The 20070-nt window shown below is 67.4% G+C and carries 23 protein-coding genes; 13 read left to right on the top strand and 10 right to left on the bottom strand.

Features of this window, described 5'->3' with window-relative positions; translation table 11 throughout:
- Positions 1-7: 7 nt before the first annotated feature.
- From O5K39_RS07405 to O5K39_RS07415, 3 genes are all read left to right on the top strand, one after another.
- Positions 8-841 carry a flagellin gene (locus O5K39_RS07405; RefSeq protein ID WP_271146633.1) on the top strand — a complete coding sequence of 278 codons (834 nt, stop codon included), beginning with the start codon at positions 8-10 and terminating at the stop codon, positions 839-841.
- 92 nt (positions 842-933) lie between these two features.
- Complete coding sequence (locus O5K39_RS07410; protein WP_271146634.1) at positions 934-1215, top strand: flagellar protein FlaG; 282 nt, start codon at positions 934-936, stop codon at positions 1213-1215.
- Positions 1216-1361: 146 nt separating this feature from the next.
- Positions 1362-2195: a flagellin gene (locus O5K39_RS07415; protein ID WP_271146635.1), complete on the top strand. Its 834-nt coding sequence runs from the start codon at positions 1362-1364 to the stop codon at positions 2193-2195.
- Between the two features lie 5 nt (positions 2196-2200).
- Here O5K39_RS07415 and O5K39_RS07420 read toward each other — a convergent pair whose 3' ends face one another.
- Positions 2201-2371, bottom strand: a complete 171-nt coding sequence (locus tag O5K39_RS07420; protein ID WP_271146636.1) for a hypothetical protein — start codon at positions 2369-2371, stop codon at positions 2201-2203.
- Between the two features lie 110 nt (positions 2372-2481).
- Between O5K39_RS07420 and O5K39_RS07425 the strand changes: the two genes are divergently transcribed.
- From O5K39_RS07425 to ssb, 4 genes are all read left to right on the top strand, one after another.
- Positions 2482-5295 (top strand): transcriptional regulator, encoded by a 2814-nt coding sequence (locus tag O5K39_RS07425; protein WP_271146637.1) that lies wholly within the window; start codon positions 2482-2484, stop codon positions 5293-5295.
- An 83-nt stretch (positions 5296-5378) separates the two neighbouring features.
- On the top strand, positions 5379-6059 hold the full coding sequence (locus O5K39_RS07430; protein WP_271146638.1) for a hypothetical protein: 681 nt from the start codon (positions 5379-5381) through the stop codon (positions 6057-6059).
- A 2-nt stretch (positions 6060-6061) separates the two neighbouring features.
- Positions 6062-6502, top strand: coding sequence for a hypothetical protein (locus tag O5K39_RS07435; RefSeq protein ID WP_271146639.1), 441 nt, complete (start codon positions 6062-6064; stop codon positions 6500-6502).
- Between the two features lie 138 nt (positions 6503-6640).
- The gene (gene ssb, locus O5K39_RS07440) at positions 6641-7150 is read left to right on the top strand and encodes a single-stranded DNA-binding protein (protein ID WP_271146640.1); all 510 of its coding nucleotides are present in this window, start codon (positions 6641-6643) and stop codon (positions 7148-7150) included.
- A gap of 18 nt (positions 7151-7168) precedes the next feature.
- Here the strand turns inward: ssb and O5K39_RS07445 are convergent, their stop codons facing one another.
- Positions 7169-7555, bottom strand: coding sequence for a PIN domain-containing protein (locus O5K39_RS07445; RefSeq protein WP_271146641.1), 387 nt, complete (start codon positions 7553-7555; stop codon positions 7169-7171).
- Positions 7552-7839, bottom strand: a complete 288-nt coding sequence (locus tag O5K39_RS07450; protein ID WP_271146642.1) for a hypothetical protein — start codon at positions 7837-7839, stop codon at positions 7552-7554. The genes O5K39_RS07445 and O5K39_RS07450 overlap by 4 nt, the downstream gene beginning before the upstream one ends.
- Before the next feature lie 98 nt (positions 7840-7937).
- Here O5K39_RS07450 and O5K39_RS07455 point away from each other — a divergent pair, with 98 nt between their 5' ends.
- Positions 7938-8843: a DMT family transporter gene (locus O5K39_RS07455; protein ID WP_271146643.1), complete on the top strand. Its 906-nt coding sequence runs from the start codon at positions 7938-7940 to the stop codon at positions 8841-8843.
- A gap of 10 nt (positions 8844-8853) precedes the next feature.
- Here the strand turns inward: O5K39_RS07455 and O5K39_RS07460 are convergent, their stop codons facing one another.
- Positions 8854-9429, bottom strand: a complete 576-nt coding sequence (locus O5K39_RS07460) for a superoxide dismutase family protein (protein ID WP_271146644.1) — start codon at positions 9427-9429, stop codon at positions 8854-8856.
- A gap of 120 nt (positions 9430-9549) precedes the next feature.
- Between O5K39_RS07460 and gyrA the strand changes: the two genes are divergently transcribed.
- Together gyrA and O5K39_RS07470 are read left to right on the top strand one after the other, a co-directional pair.
- Entirely contained in the window at positions 9550-12330 is a 2781-nt protein-coding gene (gene gyrA / locus O5K39_RS07465) for a DNA gyrase subunit A (protein WP_271146645.1), read from the top strand.
- Between the two features lie 174 nt (positions 12331-12504).
- Positions 12505-13299: an aminotransferase class IV gene (locus tag O5K39_RS07470; protein ID WP_271146646.1), complete on the top strand. Its 795-nt coding sequence runs from the start codon at positions 12505-12507 to the stop codon at positions 13297-13299.
- Positions 13300-13309: 10 nt separating this feature from the next.
- On the opposite strand, the gene O5K39_RS07475 is transcribed toward O5K39_RS07470, so the two are convergent.
- The 5 genes from O5K39_RS07475 to flgB form a co-directional block, all read right to left on the bottom strand.
- Positions 13310-13717: a DUF983 domain-containing protein gene (locus O5K39_RS07475; protein ID WP_271146647.1), complete on the bottom strand. Its 408-nt coding sequence runs from the start codon at positions 13715-13717 to the stop codon at positions 13310-13312.
- Positions 13718-13790: 73 nt separating this feature from the next.
- Positions 13791-14174, bottom strand: a complete 384-nt coding sequence (locus tag O5K39_RS07480) for a VOC family protein (protein ID WP_271146648.1) — start codon at positions 14172-14174, stop codon at positions 13791-13793.
- A gap of 54 nt (positions 14175-14228) precedes the next feature.
- The gene (gene fliE, locus O5K39_RS07485) at positions 14229-14528 is read right to left on the bottom strand and encodes a flagellar hook-basal body complex protein FliE (RefSeq protein ID WP_271146649.1); all 300 of its coding nucleotides are present in this window, start codon (positions 14526-14528) and stop codon (positions 14229-14231) included.
- Positions 14529-14538: 10 nt separating this feature from the next.
- Positions 14539-14967 carry a flagellar basal body rod protein FlgC gene (flgC, locus tag O5K39_RS07490; RefSeq protein ID WP_271146650.1) on the bottom strand — a complete coding sequence of 143 codons (429 nt, stop codon included), beginning with the start codon at positions 14965-14967 and terminating at the stop codon, positions 14539-14541.
- Positions 14968-14977: 10 nt separating this feature from the next.
- The gene (flgB, locus tag O5K39_RS07495) at positions 14978-15385 is read right to left on the bottom strand and encodes a flagellar basal body rod protein FlgB (protein WP_271146651.1); all 408 of its coding nucleotides are present in this window, start codon (positions 15383-15385) and stop codon (positions 14978-14980) included.
- A gap of 141 nt (positions 15386-15526) precedes the next feature.
- On the opposite strand from flgB, the gene O5K39_RS07500 reads away from it, so the two are divergent.
- The 3 genes from O5K39_RS07500 (at position 15527) to O5K39_RS07510 (ending at position 17160) form a co-directional block, all read left to right on the top strand.
- A complete protein-coding gene (locus O5K39_RS07500) occupies positions 15527-15802 on the top strand; it encodes a flagellar biosynthetic protein FliO (protein WP_271146652.1) in 276 nt (91 codons plus the stop codon).
- Positions 15803-15960: 158 nt separating this feature from the next.
- A complete protein-coding gene (gene fliP / locus O5K39_RS07505) occupies positions 15961-16770 on the top strand; it encodes a flagellar type III secretion system pore protein FliP (RefSeq protein ID WP_271147122.1) in 810 nt (269 codons plus the stop codon).
- Between the two features lie 111 nt (positions 16771-16881).
- Complete coding sequence (locus O5K39_RS07510; protein ID WP_271146653.1) at positions 16882-17160, top strand: HU family DNA-binding protein; 279 nt, start codon at positions 16882-16884, stop codon at positions 17158-17160.
- 44 nt (positions 17161-17204) lie between these two features.
- On the opposite strand, the gene O5K39_RS07515 is transcribed toward O5K39_RS07510, so the two are convergent.
- The gene (locus O5K39_RS07515) at positions 17205-20018 is read right to left on the bottom strand and encodes a hypothetical protein (RefSeq protein WP_271146654.1); all 2814 of its coding nucleotides are present in this window, start codon (positions 20016-20018) and stop codon (positions 17205-17207) included.
- Positions 20019-20070 lie beyond the last annotated feature (52 nt).

The following is a 20070-nucleotide window of genomic DNA, read 5'->3' on the forward strand; positions in this document are numbered from 1 at the left end:
TTTCGTCATGGCGCTGAACAGCGTGAACACGAACTCGGGCGCAATGGTCGCCCTGCAGAACCTGCAGAACACCAACAACGAGCTGGCGACCACCCAGAGCCGCATCAACACCGGCAAGAAGGTCAACTCCGCAAAAGACAACGGCGCTGTCTGGGCTATCGCCCAAGGCCAGCGTTCGGAAGTCACTGCCCTTGGCGCCGTCAAGGACAGCCTGTCGCGCGGCTCTTCGGCCGTCGACGTCTCGATCTCGGCGGGTGAATCGGTTTCCGATCTGCTCATCCAGCTGAAGGAAAAGGCCCTGTCGGCGACTGACAAGTCCCTGACCACCGCTGCTCGCAGCGCCCTGAACGAAGACTTCAAGGCGATCCGCGATCAGATCACGACCGTCGTCACCAACGCCAAGTTCAACGGCGTGAACCTGCTGGACAACTCGACCGGCACCGGTGGCTACAAGGCCCTGTCCAACACGGCCGGCTCCACCATCAAGGTGGCGGGTGAAAACCTGTCGCTGGGCGGCGCCAACGTGACCGTTGCGGCCACGACCACCATCGGCACCTCGACCCTGGCCACCACGGCCCTGGGTCTCGTCAACGCCTCGATCGACAAAGTCTCGGCCTCCCTGGCTCGCCTGGGTACCGGCTCCAAGGCGCTCGAAACCCACTCGACGTTCGTCGGCAAGCTGTCGGACGCCCTGGAAAACGGCATTGGCAACCTGGTCGATGCGGATCTCGCCAAGGAAAGCGCGAAGCTGCAGTCTCTGCAAACCAAGCAACAGCTGGGTGTGCAGGCGCTGTCGATCGCCAACTCCTCGTCGTCGATCCTGCTCGGCCTGTTCCGATAAACGACTAACGGCGGGCGGGGCCATCCGGTCCCGCCCGACCGCTTTTCACCCTTCTCATCGGGAGCGCCGAATCCTCCCCGGCGCCTGGAGCCATGGAATCACATGCCAAACTGAGTCTCGTCGCCCCCGCCGCCGTTCCGCCCGTGGCCCAACAGCCCCCGCCGAACGTGCCCGCCGAGGCGTCCAGAGACGTCGAAGCCGCCGCCAGCTACCGGCTTGTCATCGAGGAAGGGCCCACCGTTGGGACCTTCGTCTACAAGACCCTGAACAGCACGACCGGCGAAGTGGTTCGCCAGTTCCCCCGTGAACAGGTCCTGCGTCTGGCCGAGGCCCGCCAATACAATGCCGGATCGGTGATCGACACCTCCGCCTGACCTCACCGGTTTTTTCGGGACCGGAACTGATCAACACAACCGCCAGGGCCCTCCCTGAGCGGGCGTTTCGCGTCGTTTACTTCCGTTAACCATACGCTCACGACTTGCCGCCATCCTCAGGAGAATCACTTCCGGGGCTACGAACAATGTCCAACAGCGTCCTGACCAACTCTTCAGCCGCCGTCGCGCTGCAGAACCTGACCGCGACCAACAATCGATTGGGCGATGTTCAGTCGCGGATCTCGACCGGCCTGAAGGTCCAGGGCGCCAAGGACAACGCCGCGGTCTGGGCCATCGCCCAGAGCCAGCGCGCCGACGTCGGGGCCCTCTCGGCGGTCAGGTCCAGCCTGGACCGCGCCACCTCGATCGCCGACGTGGCCCTCTCGGCCGGTGAATCGATCTCGGACCTGCTGAACCAGCTCAAGGAAAAGGTCGTCGCCGCCAAGGACACCTCCCTGGGCACCCAGTCCCGGTCCCTTCTGAACGACGACTTCAAGGCCCTGCTTCGCTCCATCAAGTCGGCGGTCGAGAACGCGGCCTTCGACGGCGGCAACATCCTGAACGGCTCGATCACCAACGGCATCCGGTTCCTGGCCAATGCCGACGCCACCTCGTTCGTGACCCTGGGCTCAAAGAACCTCAGCCTTTCGGGCGCGGTCATTTCCCTGGGTCTGGCCGACAGCCTGCTGACCCTGACCGGTGCCACCACGGCCCTGAACAAGCTCGACGCCTCCATCACCCGCGTGAATGCGGCGCTGGGCTCCATCGGTGCCCAGGCCAAGCAGATCGAGGCCCACAACATCTTCGTCAGCAAGCTGACGGACACGCTCGAAAGCGGAATCGGCAACCTCGTCGACGCCGACCTGGCCAAGGAAAGCGCGCGCCTTCAGGCCTTGCAGGTGCAGCAGCAGCTAGGGGCGCAGTCGCTTTCGATCGCCAACCAGTCGCCGCAGATGATCCTGTCCCTGTTCCAGGGCTAAGGTCGTCATCGCTTCTGCTGGTGGACCCCGATCATCACGGGGCCGGGGCGGCGGCGCGGCGCATGGGCGCGGTCGCCAAATCCATAGAGCGCAAGGATAGACTGAACCACCGACGGAATGCTCATCGTGACGCTCCAGCGTGTCGAGAGCCCCATCGCCGGCGCGCTGACGCTCACCGAACCTTGCTCTCCTGCGAGGCGAATAATGCATGATTCGAGCGCGGGTTCCCGGTTCTGTTAACAGCCCGTTACGCCTGTGCCCCTAGACTGTCACACAGGAGGTCCGTGTGACGTCGATCAACAACGGCTATCTGCTGGGACTATACGGCGGGTCATACGACCCGACGGCTTCGGCTGCCCTGACGGCGTCGATCACCAAGAAGGCACAGCCGACCGCGCCCTGGTCGTCATCCGCGACCCCTCCGAAGGCCGACGCCCTGGTCCGCTCGGCGCTCGGCGGCCGCAAGCTGATCAACGAGGACGCCGCCCAGGTCGACGTGAAGGGCGCCTCCACCGACTACAGGAAGCTGTTCGCCCTCTATCAGGGGCTCGAGACGCTGAACGCCCTGACCAACCGCGCGGCGACCACCGGCCTGACGACGACCGAGTCTGCCCAGCTGGCCAAGCGGTTCACCGCCGGTCTGGCCGAGATCTCGGCCTATGTCGGCAGCGCCGGTTTCGAGGGGGTGCGGATGGTGCAGGGCACTTCGACCTCCTTGTCCAAGACCACAGCCGCCGTGCCCCGCGACAGCGCCGTCTCGATCACCGGCCCGGTCCACGAGGGTTCGCTCGACACCCCCGTCACGGCCTTCCAGGGCGACGTCCAGTTCGACATCACCATCAAGGTCCCGGTCGGTCTGGGGACCCAGACGACTGCCGTGCCCATCGATCTGGCCGGCATGGGGGCGACGCCCCGCACGATCGACAACGTCACCACCTTCATCAACGGCAAGCTGGAGGCAGCCGGCTTCCAGACCCGCATCGGCCGCCAGCAGATCGTCGCCGAGCCCAAGACCGTTCAGGTCAACGGCAAGCCCGTGACCCTGCCTGCCGGTCCCGACAAATGGTCCCTGGCCATCCGCGGCACCTCGACAGAGACCGTGGGCTTTGCGGCGTCAAAGACCTCCGACGCCGTCTATGTGGTCCAGACCTCGGGCTCCCCGGCCCAGACCACCAGCACGACCGTCAACGGCGTCACCACCACCAAGACCACCGCCGCCGCGACCCTGAAGACCGAACTGCTCAAGTTCCAGAGCGACGGCGGGACCGCCGACGCCCCCACCTCAGGCAATGTCGGAGAGACCCAGTGGGTCGATGGCCGGGTGTCGCAGGAAGACCTGCCCGACGGAATCTCGACCATCCGCGCCAGCGCCGTCGGCCCCGACGGCTCGCTGTGGCTGGTCGGCGACCTGGCCTCGGGTTCGGACACCCAGCCGATCAAGGGCACCCAGGACGTCGCCCTGTTCAAGTATGACACCGCCGGTCGCCTGGTCGCGACCCGGACCCTGGGCGCCGCCTCATCGGCCTCGGGCTATGCCATCGCCGTGGACGCCGACGGCAATGTCGCGGTCGCCGGCTCCGTCACCGGAGCCCTGAACACCTCCCGGACCGATGCGGGCAAGGCAGGCGAGGTCTCCACCGTCGCCGACAGCTTCGTCACCGTCTTCAACAAGGACGGGGAGGAGACCTGGACCCAGCGCCGGGGCGCCCGCGCCGCCGACGAGGCCACCTCGGTCAGCTTCGGCGCCGACGGCACCGTCTATATCGCCGGTCGTGCCCAGTCGGCGATCACGGGCTCGGTCGGGGTCGGCGGCTGGGACGGCTATGTCCAGGCCTTCAAGGCGGGCGAACCCTATCCGACCGCCGGGATAACGGCCAAGGCCATCGGCACCAGCCAGTTCGGCACGACCTCCGACGACAGCGTCGACGCCATGACCATCGACGGCTCCAACCTCTATACCGCCGGGGTCGAGAACGGCCGGGCGGTGGTGCGTCAGTTCACCCTGGACGGCGCGGGCGTCCCGACCCTGGCCGCGACGCGCGACCTGGGCGAGATTTCGGGGGACATCTCGGGCGTCGCCGTCTCGGGCGGCAAGGTCGTCCTGACCGGGACCAGCCGCGATTCAGGTCTGGCGGCCGGGACCACCACCGTCGCCCATTCCGGAGGCAAGGACGTCTTCGTCGCCGCCCTGTCGACCAACCTCGCGGCCTCGCCGGCCGACAGCCTGAACTGGTTCGGGGGCGCGGGCGACGACAGCGCCGCCGACGTCAAGGTCCACGACGGCAAGGTCTGGATCACCGGCATCGCCGACCGCGACCCCGCCGCCAAGGCCACCGACCCGACCAAGGGCTATCTGGCCCGTCTCGATCCCCTGACCGGCGCGGTCGAGTATGAGAAGACCTGGTCCGGCGACGGCGATCAGGCCAAGCCCCTGACCCTGGCCGTGGCATCGGGCGGTGCTAGCGTCCTGGACCGTCTGGGCCTGCCCAAGGGCGAGATCGACCAGTCGGATTCCAAATCCCTGATCGCGGCGACATCCGTGCGCGTCGGCGACCGCTTCTATGTTTCTCCGGCGGCGGGCGGCCGTGCCGTGCCCGTCACCATCGAGGCCAAGGACACGCTGCAGACCCTGGCCCGCAAGATCTCAGTCGCCTCGGGCGGCAAGCTCAAGGTCACCGTCGCTTCCGAAGGCGGTTCGGTCACCGGCAAGGAAGGCGAGACCACCACGACCACCGGCGGCTTTCAGCGTCTGTCCATCGTGGCAAAGGACGGCAAGACCGGGGCGATCCTGACATCCGGCGAGACGGGCCGCGACGCCCTGGCGGGGCTGGGCCTGTCGGCGGGCTTCATCGGCATGAACGTCGGCGACGGCGCGCTGCGCACCTTCGGTCTCAATCTGCCGGGCAATCTCAGCCTGTCCGACGCCGCCACGATCAAGACCTCCGGCGAGAAGATCCAGGCCGCGCTCAAGGCTGTCCGCGACGCCTATCGCGAACTGGCGCCCAAGACCGACAACTCGGCCAATAGCGGCACGGTCCCCGCCTATCTGACCGCACAGCTGGCCAACTATCAGGCCGCGCTCAGCCGCCTTACCGGATAGCGTCGTTCACCGGGGTTGGCGGTTGACGCCGGGCCGTCCGGCGGCGTTATTGAGCATCACCTGCCACGCGAGTGCCTTGCGCAATGCCTGTCGACAACCGAGTGATCCTGGCGATCGGTGCCGGCCTGGCCATCCTGGCCGCCGTGGTCCTGGCCCTGGTCTTCACCGGCGGCCGTGACGAGACGCCTGAGGCCCCGCCTGCGGCGCGCGGCGGCCTGACCGTCGATCTCGCCGATGCCCCGGTTCTCGACACCACGCGCGAGCTGCGCTGCTTCGTCAACGGCCAGTATGTCGGCCTGGCCACCCTTCCGGACTGCGCGCGCCGTAACGGTGTGGCCACCGATGCGCTCGACGTCGGCCTGGACGAGACCGGTGCCCTGGCCGCTGCCCCGACCGCCGCCTTCGCTCCGCCACCGGCCGAGCCCGGGATCGCGACGGGTGACCTGTCCGGCCAGCCTCAACCCGCATCGCCGGGGGATTTCCAGACCGCCACGCCTGTCCCGGCCACCTCCGCGAACGGCAGTCCCTGCCTGCGCCACACCGGGTCCGAATGGCGCACCGTGTCCAATTCGATGAGCCTGAGCCAGTGCGTTCAGGCCCTGTATTCCGGGGCCTGTGTGCAGCGTCTGGGCGACGCCCAGTATGGCCGCTCGGGCGACGTCACCCTTCGCCTGGTGCCGCGCCGGGTCGAACAGTCCAACGACAACAACCGCTTCCGCGTCCTGGCCGAACAGGACCGCAACTGTCAGTTCCCGAGCCTGTAACCATGCGCACCCTTGTCCTGACCGCCGCCCTGGCCGCCTCCGCCGCCGTCCTCGCCGCCTGTACGCCCGAGGTAAAGGCCCCGGCCGAAAACGGCGTCTGCTATGCCGTCGTGACGCCCGAGCCCGGCGAGAAGGGCGAGGTTCGGTTCAACCGCCTGGCCGACAACCAGCCCCAGATGGAGGCCTGCGCGGCGCGTCTGGAGGAGATGCGCCTGCGCTTCCTGCGCATGGGCGGCTCACAGACCGAGGTGATCGGCTCGTATCAGGGCCTGTACCTGTTCATTGACCGGGCCGGCGTCTGGCAGTCCCAGAAGCTCGACGGCCCCCGCTTCTTCGCCCTGGCCCGCACCGGCGACGGACGTCTGGCCGTGCCCGGCGCGATCGACCGGTCGCCGGTCGAGGCTGTGGTGGCCCCGCCCATGCCGGGCAAGGCCGCCGAGTAGCAGAACAAAGCTGGAACATCCACAGCATTCGTGTTAAGGCGGCGTTAACAGCCTGACGTGGGTGCAAGCGCGCGCTAGGCGGGGTCAATCAATCAAGCCGCGCCGAACCGCGCGGGGCAGACAACGCGAGAGAACATCATGGCGGGCAGCGTCAACAAGGTCATCCTGGTCGGCAATCTGGGGCGCGACCCCGAGATCCGGTCCATGCCGAACGGCGACCGCATCGCCAATCTGTCGATCGCCACCTCCGAGACCTGGCGCGACAAGTCCTCGGGCGAGCGCAAGGAAAAGACCGAATGGCACCGCGTCGCCATCTTCAACGACAACATCGTCAAGGTCGTTGAGAACTATGTGAAAAAGGGCTCGACCGTCTACATCGAGGGCGCGATGCAGACCCGCAAATGGACCGACAAGGACGGCGTCGAGAAATACACCACTGAGGTCATCGTCGGTCGCTTCAACGGCCAGCTCACCATGCTGGGCGGCCGTGACGGCGGCGGCGCGTCCCAGGGTGGCGGCGGTTACGGCGGTGGTTCGGGCGGCGGTCGCGGCGATGACGACTATTCCTCCGGCTTTTCCACCGGCGGTGCCAACAAGCCCTCTGGCCCCCGCGAAAGCTACGACCTCAACGACGACATCCCTTTCTGATCGAAGACAAGGACGCCGTCAGTCCCAGACGGCGTCCTTGAAGTTGGCGCGGATCTTCTCGTCCGCAGTGATCAGTTTGACGCCGTCAGCCATCGCATTGGCCACGATCAAACGGTCGAACGGGTCGCGGGTCCAGCCGATGGTCAGCGCCTTGGCAATGATGTCCTGAAAGGGCGTCGGGGAGACGTCGATGGGACCGATTTCCTGGGAAATGATCGCGATGATGGTCGCCGGGCTCTCTGCCTTGACCCGTCGTCCAGCGATGAGGTTGTCGAGTTCCATAAGGGTCAGCGGCGAAATAGTGACCGTGTCGGAACGCCTGATCAGATTTCGAGCCGCCTTCGACAGTTTGCTTGCCCGGCCTTCATACAGCCACACGACAATATGGGTGTCGAGCTGGCTCAAGGTTTGCGCAGGATATTGAATTCCCGGTCGGGATCCCAGACGCGATGGCTCTTGTCGGTGTGGTCGTAATCCGAGTCTTCAAACCCTGGGCGAGGGCCTTTGGCCACCCACCGGTCGAACCGCTCTGCTCTCGTCAATTGGCTGTCGGGTTTTTCGACTACCCTGGCGGTCAACTCGACCGAAATATTACCCCGGCGAATACGGACGGGTTCGCCGCCTCCGATCATCTCATCGACAATTCGGAACAGGTCCTTGCGCATCTCGGTGAGCGTGATGTCGGCCATGCGTACAGGATGCGCGCACTGCATGTACATGTCAAAGCGAAACACCCCGTCACCCATCTTGACGCGCCATTGCCACACCCCTGTGGCATGACGCCCCGGTGACCGTACCTGACAAGCCCCACAGCCCCCTGACCTCGCTCGAGATCGCCGCCATCGTGGCGGTGCTGGTGATCTGGGGCGTCAACAATGCCGCAGCCAAGGTCGCGACCGAGACCATGTCGCCCCTGCTGGTGGCGGCGCTCAGGTTTGCCCTGGCGGCGGCCTGCCTGACCTGGTTCGTCCGGCCGCCTTTTCCGGACTGGAAGAGCCTGGCCATCATCGTCGTGCTGGGCGGCCCAATCCATTATGGCCTGATCTATCTCGCCTTCTGGCTGGCCCAGGATGTCAGCCCGGTGTCGGTGGCGGCCCAGATGTGGATCCCCTTCACCGCCCTGTTCGCCTTCCTGCTGCTGGGCGAACGGCTGTCGAAGCTGGCGCTCGCCGGCATGGCCGTCGCCTTCCTGGGCGTCGCCTGGATGACACTGGACCCTCACGCGTTTGAGGACTGGAAGGCCATCCTGGTCGGCATCGCCGCCAGCGGTTGCTGGGCCATGACGACGGTGATCGCGCGACGCACCACCTCCATCCCCCCGCTCAAGATGCAGGGCCTGCTGGCCCTGGTCGCTCTTCCGGGCCTCGCCGCCGCCTCGGCGGTGTTCGAGCGTGACCAGGCCGCCCAGATCATGTCCGCCACGCCGCTGGTCTGGGTCTGCATCCTGTGGGCCGGGATTGCGTCATCGGTCGTCGCAACCAGCCTGACCTTCTGGCTGGTCCAGAGACGCGAGGCCGGACGGGTGACGCCGTATCTGCTGGCTACGCCGGTCGTCTCCATCGCCATCGGCTGGGGCCTGCTCGGCGACGTGCTGACGGTCCAGATCCTGGTCGGCGCGACCCTGACCATGGCGGGTGTGGCGCTCGTCGCCCTGGCAGAACGAGGTCTCAGGGCCGGTGCCGCCCGCGCGTGATCAGCGCGGCCTACGACGGACGGAATACCCCGCAGGCGATGCGCGCCCCGGCCCCGCCGATCGGCTGGCTGACGTGATCGTCGCGGTTGGCGTGGACCAGAAAGGACACCCCGTCGGCGTCCAGCAGGTCGTATCCCGGCCCGATTAGTCCGGCCCCCGACACATAGACCTCGGCCTGGGCCGACCCGTCCGCCGCCGCATGGATATTCTGCAGGTCCCCAAGGTCGGGCCCGCCGTTGCTGTTCAGCAGGCCGTGCGGACGCGCCGTCTCCGGATGGTTCACATGGGCCCCCGCCGAGGTGAAGCCCGGCCCCTCGCAGGTGCCGACCGCGTGCAGGTGGACGCCATGCCACCCCTGCGGCCAGCCCTTGCCCTCGACCACGAGCAGCACCCCCAGAGGGCCCTTGTAGGCGGTCACCATCCCGGCATCGCTACCGTCCGCCGTCTTCAGCGCGGCCGTCGCGACGGGCTGAGGCGCGGGCGCGGTCGTCGCGGCGGGGGCGGGGGCAGCCGTCCGGGCCGCGGCGCAACCCCCGGCCATCAGGGCACCGGCAGCGAGGGACAGGGCGAGAGCGGGGATGCGCATGGATGTTCCTTTCACGGACGAGGCCGAAGGGCGCGCAAACTTTGCCACCGGACGCCTCGGATGCTAGAAAACGCGACAGCGGATCACGTTCCGATTCCGGCCACTTAAAGCCTCAAATCCTTGACTGACGACAGCTACGAAAACGCCGCACCTCCTGCAGGTACGGGCGGTTCAGACATCTCTACCATCACGATCGAGGACGAGCTGAAACGCTCCTACCTCGACTACGCCATGAGCGTGATCGTCAGCCGTGCGCTGCCGGACGCGCGCGACGGCCTGAAGCCCGTTCACCGCCGCATCCTGTATTCGATGCACGACCTGAACATGACGCCGGAACGGTCGTATTCGAAATGCGCCCGTGTGGTCGGCGACGTGCTGGGCCGGTTTCACCCGCACGGCGACGCCTCGGTCTACATGGCCCTGGTGCGCATGGCCCAGCCCTTCTCGATGGGGCTGATGCTGGTCGACGGCCAGGGCAATTTCGGCTCGGTCGACGGCGATATGCCGGCCTCCATGCGCTACACCGAGGCCCGGATGGCCCCGGCCGCCAGCGCGCTTCTGGCCGACATCGACAAGGACACCGTCGATTTCCAGCCGAACTACGACGAAAAGGAGCTGGAGCCCGTCGTCCTGCCGGCGCGGATCCCCAACCTGCTGGTCAACGGCGCGGGCGGTATCGCCGTCGGCATGGCGACCAACATCCCGCCGCATAACCTGGGCGAGATCATCGACGCGGCCGTGGCCCTGCTGGACGATCCGGACGTCTCGGACGACGCCCTGCTGGACATCGTGCCCGGTCCCGACTTCCCGACGGGCGGCGAGATCATGGGCCGCACCGCGCCCCGCAACGCCCTGCGCGACGGTCGCGGTTCAGTCGTGGTGCGCGGCGTGGCCACCATCGAGACGATCCGCAAGGACCGCGAGGCCATCGTCGTCACCGCACTGCCCTATCAGGTCAACAAGCTGACCCTTCAGGAGCGGATCGCCGAAATGGTCCGCGAAAAGCGGATCGAGGGCATCTCCGACGTCCGCGACGAATCCGACCGTCAGGGGATGCGGCTGGTCATCGAGCTGAAGCGCGATGCCTCCGGCGACGTGGTCCTGAACCAGCTGTGGCGCTTCTCGGCCATGCAGTCGTCGTTCGGCGTCAATATGCTGGCCCTGAACCACGGTCGCCCTGAACAGATGGGCCTGCGCCAGCTTCTGGAAGCCTTCCTGGAGTTCCGCGAGGAAGTCGTCGTCCGCCGCGTCAAGTTCGAGCTGGCCAAGGCCCGCGATCGAGGCCACGTTCTGGTCGGTCTGGCCGTCGCCGTCGCCAATATCGACGAGGTCATCCACATCATCCGCTCCTCCGCCGATCCGGCCGAGGCGCGCGAGCGGTTGCAGTCCAAGCCCTGGCCCGTCGCCGACATGATCGCCCTGGTCGAGTTGATCGCCGACCCGCGGTCCATGCTGATCGACGGCGACAAGCTGAACCTGACCGACGAACAGGCCCGCGCCATCCTGGGCCTCACGCTCAGCCGCCTGACCGGCCTGGGCCGCGACGACATCTTCGGCGAAGCCCGCGCCCTCGCCGACACCATCCAGGGCCACCTGACCATCCTGTCGGACCGTGCCAACATCCTCAAGATCATCCGCGACGACCTGCTGCTGGTGAAGTCCGAGTTCGCCGTGCCGCGTCGCACCGTCATCGGCGAAGGCGACGCCGAGATGGAGGACGAGGACCTGATCCCGCGCGAGGACATGGTCGTGACCGTCACCCACGGCGGCTATGTCAAACGCGTCGCCCTCAACGCCTATCGGACCCAGCATCGCGGCGGCAAGGGCAAGTCCGGCATGACGATGAAGGACGAGGACGCCGTGGTCGGCGTGTTCTCGGCCTCGACCCACACGCCGGTCCTGTTCTTCGCCACCAACGGCAAGGCCTACAAGCTCAAGGTCTGGCGTCTGCCGCTGGGCGCCCCGACCTCGCGCGGCAAGGCCTTCGTCAACCTGCTGCCGATCGAGCCGGGCGATTCGATCATGAACGTCCTGCCCCTGCCCGAGGACGAGACGACCTGGCACGACTACGACATCATGTTCGCCACCAAGTCGGGCGACGTCCGCCGGAACAAGCTCAGCGACTTCGCCAGCGTCAACCGCGCCGGCAAGATCGCCATGAAGCTGGAGGACGGCGATCACATGGTCGGCGTCGCCCTGTGTACCGGCGAGGACGACGTCCTGCTGACCACCGCGCTCGGCCGCGCGATCCGCTTCAAGGCCGACGACGTCCGGGTCTTCAAGGGCCGGGATTCGACCGGGGTGCGCGGCGTCCGCCTGCAATCCGGCGACGAGGTCATCTCCATGGCCATCCTGGGTCGCGTCGACGCGACGCCCGAGGAACGCAGCGCTTACGTCAAGCACGCCAATGCGATGCGCAAGGCCAGCGACGGGGCAACCAGCGAGGGCGATGACGAGACGCCGGTGGTCGAAGCTGACGAGGGTGACGAAGGGGAGGGCGGCGACGCCGTCCTGTCGCTCGAACGCATCGCGGCCCTGGGTGCTGCGGAGCAGATGATCCTGACCGTGACCGACACCGGCTTCGGCAAGCGATCCTCGGCCTATGAGTACCGCCGCACGGGTCGCGGGGGCCAGGGTCTGACCGCCCACGGCCTGGGCGGTCGCGCCGGCAACCGCCTCGCCGCCGCCTTCCCGGTGGAAGAAACCGACGATCTCTTGATGGTCACCTCGACCGGCCAGATGATCCGCACGCGGGTCAGTCAGGTCCGCGTCGTCGGCCGCTCCAGCCAGGGCGTCACCATCTTCAAGACCGCCGACGGCGAACGCGTCGTCTCGGTCGAACGCCTGGCGGAATCGCCCGGTGGAGACGTCGATGACTCGAACGGTGACACGGAAGACTGATCCCTCTCCCGGAGGGAGAGGGCTTGAGGTCCGCAGAGCGCAGCGATGCGCCTTGGCCGAAAGGGTGAGGGGTTACGCCCTCACCGGTTGGCACGGTGCCCCTCACCCTTTCGCGCAAGTCCGATCGCTGACGCTCTCGGGCGCTCAAGCCCTCTCCCTCTGGGAGATGGAAGCATGACGGCGATCTTGATCGATGGCCTCCCCCCCACCGAGGCCGACCTCACCTATCTCGCTCTGGTCAACTACGGGGCCTACACCTCGTTTCGGGTCGAGGACGGCGGTGTGCGCGGGCTGGGGCACCACCTCGGTCGCCTCGACGCCTACGCCGTCGCCCTGTTCGGAGAACCGGTGGAGGAGGGGGGCCTGCGCGCCCACGTCCGAGCGGCGCTGGCCGACCGCCGCGACGCCTGGCTGCGGGTCAGCCTGTTCTCGCCCGACATCTGGTCCCGCACGCCCTCGGCCCAAGTCCGCCCCAAGGTCATGACCGCCCTGTCGCCACCGCCGCCGCCGCTCGCCACCAGCGTCCGGCTTCAGGTCCAGACCTATGTTCGCGAAGACGCCCACATCAAGCACACGGCCATCTACGGCCTGATCCGGGCGCGGCGCCTGGCGCGCGAGGCTGGCCTCGACGACGCCCTGTTCGCCGACGCCGACGGGCTCATCTCCGAGGGCAGCAGCTGGAACATCGGCTTCCTGTCGGGCGACTTGGTCGTCTGGCCTCAGGCCCCGATGCTGGCGGGCGTGACCCGGATCCTGATCGATCGCGGCCTGGCCGGCGTCGGAATGACGTCAGTGAACCGACCGGTGCGCACCGCCGACCTCGACGCCTTCGACGGCGCCTTCCTGTGCAACAGCGCCACGCCCGCCTGTCCGATCACGGCCATCGATGGCCATGCGTTTCAGACCTCGCCCGAGGTGATCGACCGCCTCGCCGCCGCCTGGACCTCTAACCCGCCCGAACCGATCTAGGCCCTGTAACTCAGCGCCACTTCGAGCCTTCGCCGTGCTTGCCGATGCTCTGCCATTCCGGCGGGGCGGCCTTGTGGACATACTGTTCCGACACCAGCCAGCCCTTGAACGGCCGCAGCACCGACAGGCACATCAGGGCCAATAACGGTAGCGTCACCACAAAATGCACCCAGATCGGCGGGTGGACCATGAACTCGAACGCCATGAAGGCCATCATCCCGACGACCCCCACGCCCGACATCACGAAAAAGGCCGGACCGTCTGCCGGATCGGCGAAACTGAAGTCGAGGTGACAAACCGGGCATTCATCGCGAATGGTCAGATACCCCCTGAGCAACGGCCCCTTGCCGCAGCGCGGACAACGACAGCGGATGCCCGTCGAAAGGGTGTTGAGCGGCGGATAGGCGGGTTCTGACATGGGCGTTCCTGACGTCCGGGATGTCGGCCTGCATCAGGCCCGATGCAAGAGACGGCAGTGTCGCATCGACCCGCTACATCCCTTCGATTAGATGCAGGATGTTGCCGTCCGGATCCTTGAACCACACGAGCTTGATATCCCCTACCTCGTGAACGTCGCCGTTCAGGGTCAGGCCGGGCAGATCGCGATAGTGTTCGAACGCGACTCCCTTTGCCTTCAGAGCATCGACGGTCTCGACCATGTCGCCCCTCATATCCCACGTCACGGCATTGGCCCTGTTCGTGCCCGCGAACTCCGAGACATAGACGGTGAGAACAGTTTCGCCCGTTGAGAAGGCCAGCATCTCGTCGCCGGTCCCATCAAGCCGCTTCAGTCCAAGGGTGTCCTCATAGAAGGCACGAGCCCGATCTATGTCGCGGACGGCGACGATGGCGGATGAGTTTCGGTCTCTGAGCATGGCGGTCTCCCTTTCGATGGGAAACCAGCGTCCGGAGCGGCGATCCCGTTCCCCTTAGATCGGCATCCGCATGATCTCTTGGTACGCGGAGATGACCTGGTCCCGCACCGCGATGACGGTCTCCAGGCTGGCCTCGGCGCTGGACACGGCGGTGACCACGTCGATCATGTTGTTCTGGCCCGAGATGGCCCCCGTCATCTGCGTTTCCGCAGCGCGGGTCTGCTGGGTCATGTCACCCATGACGTTCTGCAACAGTTCGCCGAAGCCGGGCGCGCCGGTTGGGGCCGGGCCGCCCGTGGGCATCCCCCCGCCCTGGACCGCCTGATAGGCCTTCATCGCCGCCATCGGATTCATCGTTCAGGTCCTATCGCTTCAGGATGTCGAGGGTGCGGCTTTCCATCGACCGCGCCGTCTCGATGACGTTCAGATTGGCCTCATAGGCCCGCTGCGCCTCGCGCATGTCCATGGCCTCGATCAGGGTGTCGACATTGGGCCGCATCACATAGCCGTCGGCGTTGGCCGCCGGGTGGGCGGGATCGTAGTCCATGCGGAAATCGCTCTGGTCCGGCCGCACCTCGGCCAGGGCCACGCCCGTCGCTCCGTCCATCTCGCGCGCCTGGAAGACCGGAATCTGGCGGCGATAGGGGGTTCCGCCGGCGGTCGGAGAGGTCGACTCGGCGTTGGCGATGTTCTCGGCGATGACCCGCATCCGCGACTGCTGGGCGCGCAGGGCCGAGGCCGCGACCGCCATGGCGCTGTTGCGAGGCGGGGCGCCGTTGACGGGATCGCTCATGGTTCAGACCTCATGCGCCGGGCTTCTTGGCGGCCATGCGCAGCATCTGCATGGACTTGGTGTACAGGCCGATGGCGGCGTCATAGGCCATGCGGCTCTCGGCCATCTTGAGCATCTGCTCCTCGACCACGACCGAGTTGCCGTCCAGCGTCGTCTCCGAATCCGGCGTCTTCTCTGACGTGAAGCGCGCCACCGCGCCGTTGGCCGGGGCGATATGGGCCGCGCTGGTCCGCGTCATCTGCAACCCGCCACCCTGCCTCATCGCGGCGGCGAAATCGGTCGGTGCCTTCAGGTCGCGGGCGACATAGCCGGGAGTGTCGGAGTTGGCGACGTTCTGGGCGACCACGCGCTGGCGCTCGTCCAGCCAGGTCAGGCGGCCCTTGATCTGGCTCAGCAGCGGCAGGTCGGCGTAGCCCATGGGCGACAATCCTTCGGCAGATGGGCAGAAAATGCCGTGTGCATGGTTAACGCCGGGTTATTTCAACGCCCCGTTAACCACGATGGTTAAAGGCTCCGCGCGATCGGCCATCTGTCTGTCCGGCCGCCGGGCCCGTTTCGCATGAACCTCCTCGACCTCGCCCGCGCCATCTTCGGCCTGGCCTTCGTGCTGGGCCTGATCGGCCTGGCCGCCTGGGCCGCGCGCCGCTATGCGCCGCAACTCATGGCCCGCCTGTCTGCCGAACGCGGCGAGCGCCGGATGAAGGTGATGGAGACCCTGGTTCTCGATCCCGCACGTCGGCTGGTGTTGGTGCGGATCGACGACGAGGAACGGCTGATCCTGCTGGGGGAAGGCCGCGAGCTGATCGAACCGCGCGGGTCGGAGGCGGGCAAGTGAGTTCCCAAGAACGTCTCCCTCCCCCTCGGGGGAGGGTGGTCGCAGCGAAGCGGAGACCGGGTGGGAAGGGCGACGCAAATCATCGCCGTATCGCCTTGCCGCCCCCACCCGATCGCTTCGCGATCTGCCCTCCCCCGCGGGGGAGGGAGAGGCCCGCGATCTTCGTCCTGCCCACGCGCGACGAACTCAAACGTGCCCTTCTCCTCTCCCTCCTGACCACCCTGGTCTGCCTCGTCTGGCCGCTCGCCGCCCTGGCCCAGGACGTCGCCGCCGCCGGCCAGTCGGGCGCCGCCATCAACGTCGACCTCGGCACCGGGGCGGGCCTGACCGAGCGGGTGGTGCAACTGGTCGGGCTGATGACCGTCCTGTCGCTGGCCCCCTCGATCGTCATCATGACCACCAGTTTCGTGCGGATCATCGTCGTGCTCAGCCTGCTGAGGACCGCGCTCGGCATGCAGCAGTCGCCGCCGAACGCGGTTCTGGTGTCCCTGGCCCTGTTCCTCAGCGCCATCGTCATGGCCCCGACGTGGCAGGACGCCTATGATTCGGGCATCCGTCCCCTGATGGATCAGCAGATGGAATTGCCCCAGGCGTTCGATCTGGCGTCGGAACCTGTGAAGAACTTCATGCTGGCCCAGGTGGGGCGTGACGACCTCGCGTTGTTCACCCGTCTCAGCCAGGTTCCGGCCGACACCCCGGCCGTAGATCTGCCGCTTCGGGTGGTCACGCCGGCCTTCATGATCTCGGAGTTGAAAACGGCGTTCGAAATCGGATTTCTCCTTTTCGTTCCGTTCCTTGTGATCGATCTGGTGGTCTCCAGCGTGCTCATGTCGATGGGTATGATGATGCTGCCGCCAGTGGTGATTTCCCTGCCGTTCAAGCTGATCTTCTTCGTGCTCGTGGATGGCTGGCGACTGGTCGCCGGAAGCCTGGTCGAGAGCTTCCAGAGGGCGTCAGGAGGGGGGTAAAAGCCCGCCACGAGGGCTTTTGCGCCGCAACGAAGCTTGCCAAGCCGCTGAAAAGAGGTTTGATCCCTCGGTCATCGCCCGGAACAGGGCGGTTTTTTTGGAAACGACCATATGACCACTCAAGCTGAACTGATCGCCTCCGTCGCCAAGGACGCCGGTGTCTCGCAGGCCGACGCCGGCCGCGTGCTGGAAGCCATCGTGAAGAACATCCACTCCTCGCTGATCGGCGGCGGCGACGTCCGCATCTCGAACCTGGGCGTGTTCGACACCGCTGCCCGCGCCGAGCGTGAAGGCCGTAACCCCGCCACGGGCGCCACGATCAAGATCGCCGCCTCCAAGGCCGTGCGCTTCCGCGTGTCCAAGCCCCTCAAGGACGCCGTCAACAAGTAAGACCTTCCGCGTCGCATCGCGACGAGGAACGCGGGCGGGAACGGTCAGCCGTTTCCGCCCGTCTGCTTTCTGAACTCTTCCTTCGCCGAGGCCACCCAGCCCGCGAAGGTGTCGGCCGAGGCGGTCAGGCCGGCAAAGGTCGTGGCACTGGCCACCCCGTCCATCCCGTTCAGCGTATCCAGCGCGATCTGCATTGCCGCCTTGGACCGGGCCCGCTCCACGAACGGCTGGAATGCGCGCGACAGTCGGCCCAGCGACGCCGCGTCCCGCCCCAGCGAATAGCCGATGCCCGCCCGGATCACGCGGCTTTCCTCGGCCGCCGACAGCGGCGTCGCCGTATCCGCCGCCCGACCCGCCAGCCGCGCCTCATAGATCTTGGCCGCCCCGGCCCAGTTCTGCTGCTTCCACAGGATTTCCGCCCGCACGTCCTGGGCCGGGCCGTTGGTGTCGGTCCCCAGGGTCTCCAGCGCGTGGTCGTACCGGCCCAGGTCCATCAGGGCCCGAGCCTCGATCGCGCGGCGTTCGGTGTTCAGCGCCGTCGGCAACAGGGTGGTGCGCGAGCCCCAGATGGCCTGCAAGGCCTTCTCGGGCTGACGGTCCATCAGATAGAGCGTTGCCAGGTCCGACGCGACCTGAGCCTTGGCCACCCCCTCCAGCCGTTCGTCGACCTGGTGTTTCAGCAGCTCGGCCGCCTGGGGCAACAGATCGACGTCGACCAGCCGACGCGTCAGCCGGCGCACCATCTCGTCGCCGTCAGCCCCCACGGGCGTCAGGTCGCGGAAATCATAGAACAGGGCCACCGCCTGCACCGGCTGCAATCCGTCCGCCGCCCCGTCCAGGAACAGGGCCCGGAAGGCATTGCCCAGATCGGCCTGAAGCTCGGCCGCGCCCGGCAGGTCACCCAGCTGCTTGCCGGCCCCCCTCAGCGTCTCAAGCGCCTCACGATACCGTCCCTGCGACAGGTAAAGGCCGCCCAGCGTTCGGATGACGGCCAGTTCGGTCGCATCGCCGCGCCAGCGCCACTTCAGCTGTTCCAGCTCGGCCGCCGCCTGGACCGGCGTCATCAGCCCCTTGGCCAGGGACAGCTTGATGACACCCAGCTTGGCAGGCGTCGCGATCCCGTCCAGCGGCGCACGCGCCACGGCCTTGTAGACCGCCAGGGCCCGATCGCTCTCGCCGGTCAGCTCGAACAGTCGCGACTGCACCAGCCGTGCGGTCAACTGGTCGGCCGCCGGCGCCCTCTGGCTGAAGCTGTAGGCCAGCAGGGTGCGGGCTGCGTTCAGGTCGCCGAGCTCCAGGGCCGCCTGGGCATGGGCCGCCCCGAACCGGGCCTTCCATGTATTGGGAAAGTCGTCGATCACGGCGGCACCGGCGGCGAAATTCTGGCGCGCCGAAGCCCAGTCGCCGCGCTGGGCGTCCAGATACCCCTGCCAGACCTTGGTCGAGGGATCCCCGGCCAGGGCCCCGGCCGAGAAGTCAGCCTCCGCCTCCTCGAACCGTCCGATCGAGGCCCGGGCCGCGCCGCGCAGGCCCCGGATCTCCGGCTCCCCTTGCAGGCTGGGCGTCTTGGCGATCGCGGCGTTCAGAACTCCGATGGCCTCAAACCCCAGACCTGATCCGATCAGGAACCGGGTGAACTGCATCCGCGCCTCGATCGGCGTGCGGGGGTCATCTGTGGACTGGATGGTTTCCAGCGACGCCGCGTCCTGGAGCGCGCGATACCGCTTGGCGAACCCGTCGTGCCCCGGATCGGCCCAGCCGGCGAGGATCATGGCGGGGAAGGCGGCCTTCTTCAGCGTGTCTTCGGCCTCGGGGGCCTCGTCGAAGGCCTGGGATGGCGGCGACATCGTCAGGCCGCGCGGCCGGGTCACGGTGACCAGGTCGCCTTCGGTCTTGATGGTCAGGTCGTCGGTCGGGGTCTCGACCGCCAGACCCTGGGCCGTCGGCAACAGGGTGGCGTCGATCGTCCTGCGCAGCGCCCCATTGCCCTTGCCGGGGGCCAGGGCGGTGACGGCCGCGAACCGGTCTCCGACCATGGGATCGGTCAGCCAGATGGCCTTGGTCGCCCCGGCCATCCGCGCCACCAGGGCGGTCGCGGCCTCATCGTCCCGGGTGACCTCGACGGCCGTGGCGGCCGAGGTCGGCGCTCCGCCGATGGTCACGGTCCAGGTCGCGCCCTGGCCCACCGCGGAGACCTGCAGGTCGTTGCGTGCCGGGATGCGTACCACCGTATAGTCGGGACCGGCGGCCCAGCGTGCGGCCCCGGCCGGGCCCATGGCCGCCTGCTTGGGCATCTCCAGACGGGCGGCTGTGTCGAACACCACCCAGACGGCATTGCCTCGCCGGAACACGGCGGCGCCGACCGGAGCCGTCCACGGAAAGCTCAGCGTGACCTGGTCGTCATGCGTCTCGGCCGCGACCCGCACCAGGGAACCGGGCGCGACCGTCGGGGCCGGACCCTGGGCCGCCCTGGCCGCATCGGCGTACAGGTTCACCCAGACCGCGCCGTCGTCGGTGCCCGTGCGCGCGTCGGCCCCGGCGGCCAGGGTCAGGATCAGCTCGGACCCGCCCTGGACGGCGCGAGTCTCGACCTTGGTGACGCCGGGGGGTGGATCGTTCCTCAGGCGGCTGACGTCGGCGGCGGTGGCACCGATCCGGACGATGACGGCCTGGCCTTCGCGCCGGACGCGCGACCTCTGGCCGATGACGCCGGCGAACTCGACGCGGGTGAAGTCGCGGTTGGCCCCGACGCGGATGGATAGGGGATCGGTGGGGGCGGCGGCTTCCTGGGCAAAGGCGGGCGCGACCGCCGCTGCCATGGGCCCGAGCACGACCGCGCCCATGGCGCCCAGCGCCACGGACGTCCTCGCGATCGACGATCTCGAACGGGGGCGGGCCATTGATCCCGGT

This window comes from Brevundimonas sp. NIBR10, from assembly GCF_027912515.1.
GTDB lineage: Bacteria > Pseudomonadota > Alphaproteobacteria > Caulobacterales > Caulobacteraceae > Brevundimonas.

Excerpts from the sequence above, each read along its gene's own strand:
- O5K39_RS07405 (WP_271146633.1), top strand. The coding sequence starts at position 8 with ATGGCGCTGAACAGCGTGAACACGAACTCGGGCGCAATGGTCGCCCTG.
- O5K39_RS07410 (WP_271146634.1), top strand. The coding sequence starts at position 934 with ATGGAATCACATGCCAAACTGAGTCTCGTCGCCCCCGCCGCCGTTCCG.
- O5K39_RS07415 (WP_271146635.1), top strand. The coding sequence starts at position 1,362 with ATGTCCAACAGCGTCCTGACCAACTCTTCAGCCGCCGTCGCGCTGCAG.
- O5K39_RS07430 (WP_271146638.1), top strand. The coding sequence starts at position 5,379 with ATGCCTGTCGACAACCGAGTGATCCTGGCGATCGGTGCCGGCCTGGCC.
- O5K39_RS07435 (WP_271146639.1), top strand. The coding sequence starts at position 6,062 with ATGCGCACCCTTGTCCTGACCGCCGCCCTGGCCGCCTCCGCCGCCGTC.
- ssb (WP_271146640.1), top strand. The coding sequence starts at position 6,641 with ATGGCGGGCAGCGTCAACAAGGTCATCCTGGTCGGCAATCTGGGGCGC.
- O5K39_RS07450 (WP_271146642.1), bottom strand. The coding sequence starts at position 7,839 with ATGGCCGACATCACGCTCACCGAGATGCGCAAGGACCTGTTCCGAATT.
- O5K39_RS07460 (WP_271146644.1), bottom strand. The coding sequence starts at position 9,429 with ATGCGCATCCCCGCTCTCGCCCTGTCCCTCGCTGCCGGTGCCCTGATG.
- O5K39_RS07470 (WP_271146646.1), top strand. The coding sequence starts at position 12,505 with ATGACGGCGATCTTGATCGATGGCCTCCCCCCCACCGAGGCCGACCTC.
- O5K39_RS07475 (WP_271146647.1), bottom strand. The coding sequence starts at position 13,717 with ATGTCAGAACCCGCCTATCCGCCGCTCAACACCCTTTCGACGGGCATC.
- O5K39_RS07480 (WP_271146648.1), bottom strand. The coding sequence starts at position 14,174 with ATGCTCAGAGACCGAAACTCATCCGCCATCGTCGCCGTCCGCGACATA.
- fliE (WP_271146649.1), bottom strand. The coding sequence starts at position 14,528 with ATGAATCCGATGGCGGCGATGAAGGCCTATCAGGCGGTCCAGGGCGGG.
- flgC (WP_271146650.1), bottom strand. The coding sequence starts at position 14,967 with ATGAGCGATCCCGTCAACGGCGCCCCGCCTCGCAACAGCGCCATGGCG.
- flgB (WP_271146651.1), bottom strand. The coding sequence starts at position 15,385 with ATGGGCTACGCCGACCTGCCGCTGCTGAGCCAGATCAAGGGCCGCCTG.
- O5K39_RS07500 (WP_271146652.1), top strand. The coding sequence starts at position 15,527 with ATGAACCTCCTCGACCTCGCCCGCGCCATCTTCGGCCTGGCCTTCGTG.
- O5K39_RS07510 (WP_271146653.1), top strand. The coding sequence starts at position 16,882 with ATGACCACTCAAGCTGAACTGATCGCCTCCGTCGCCAAGGACGCCGGT.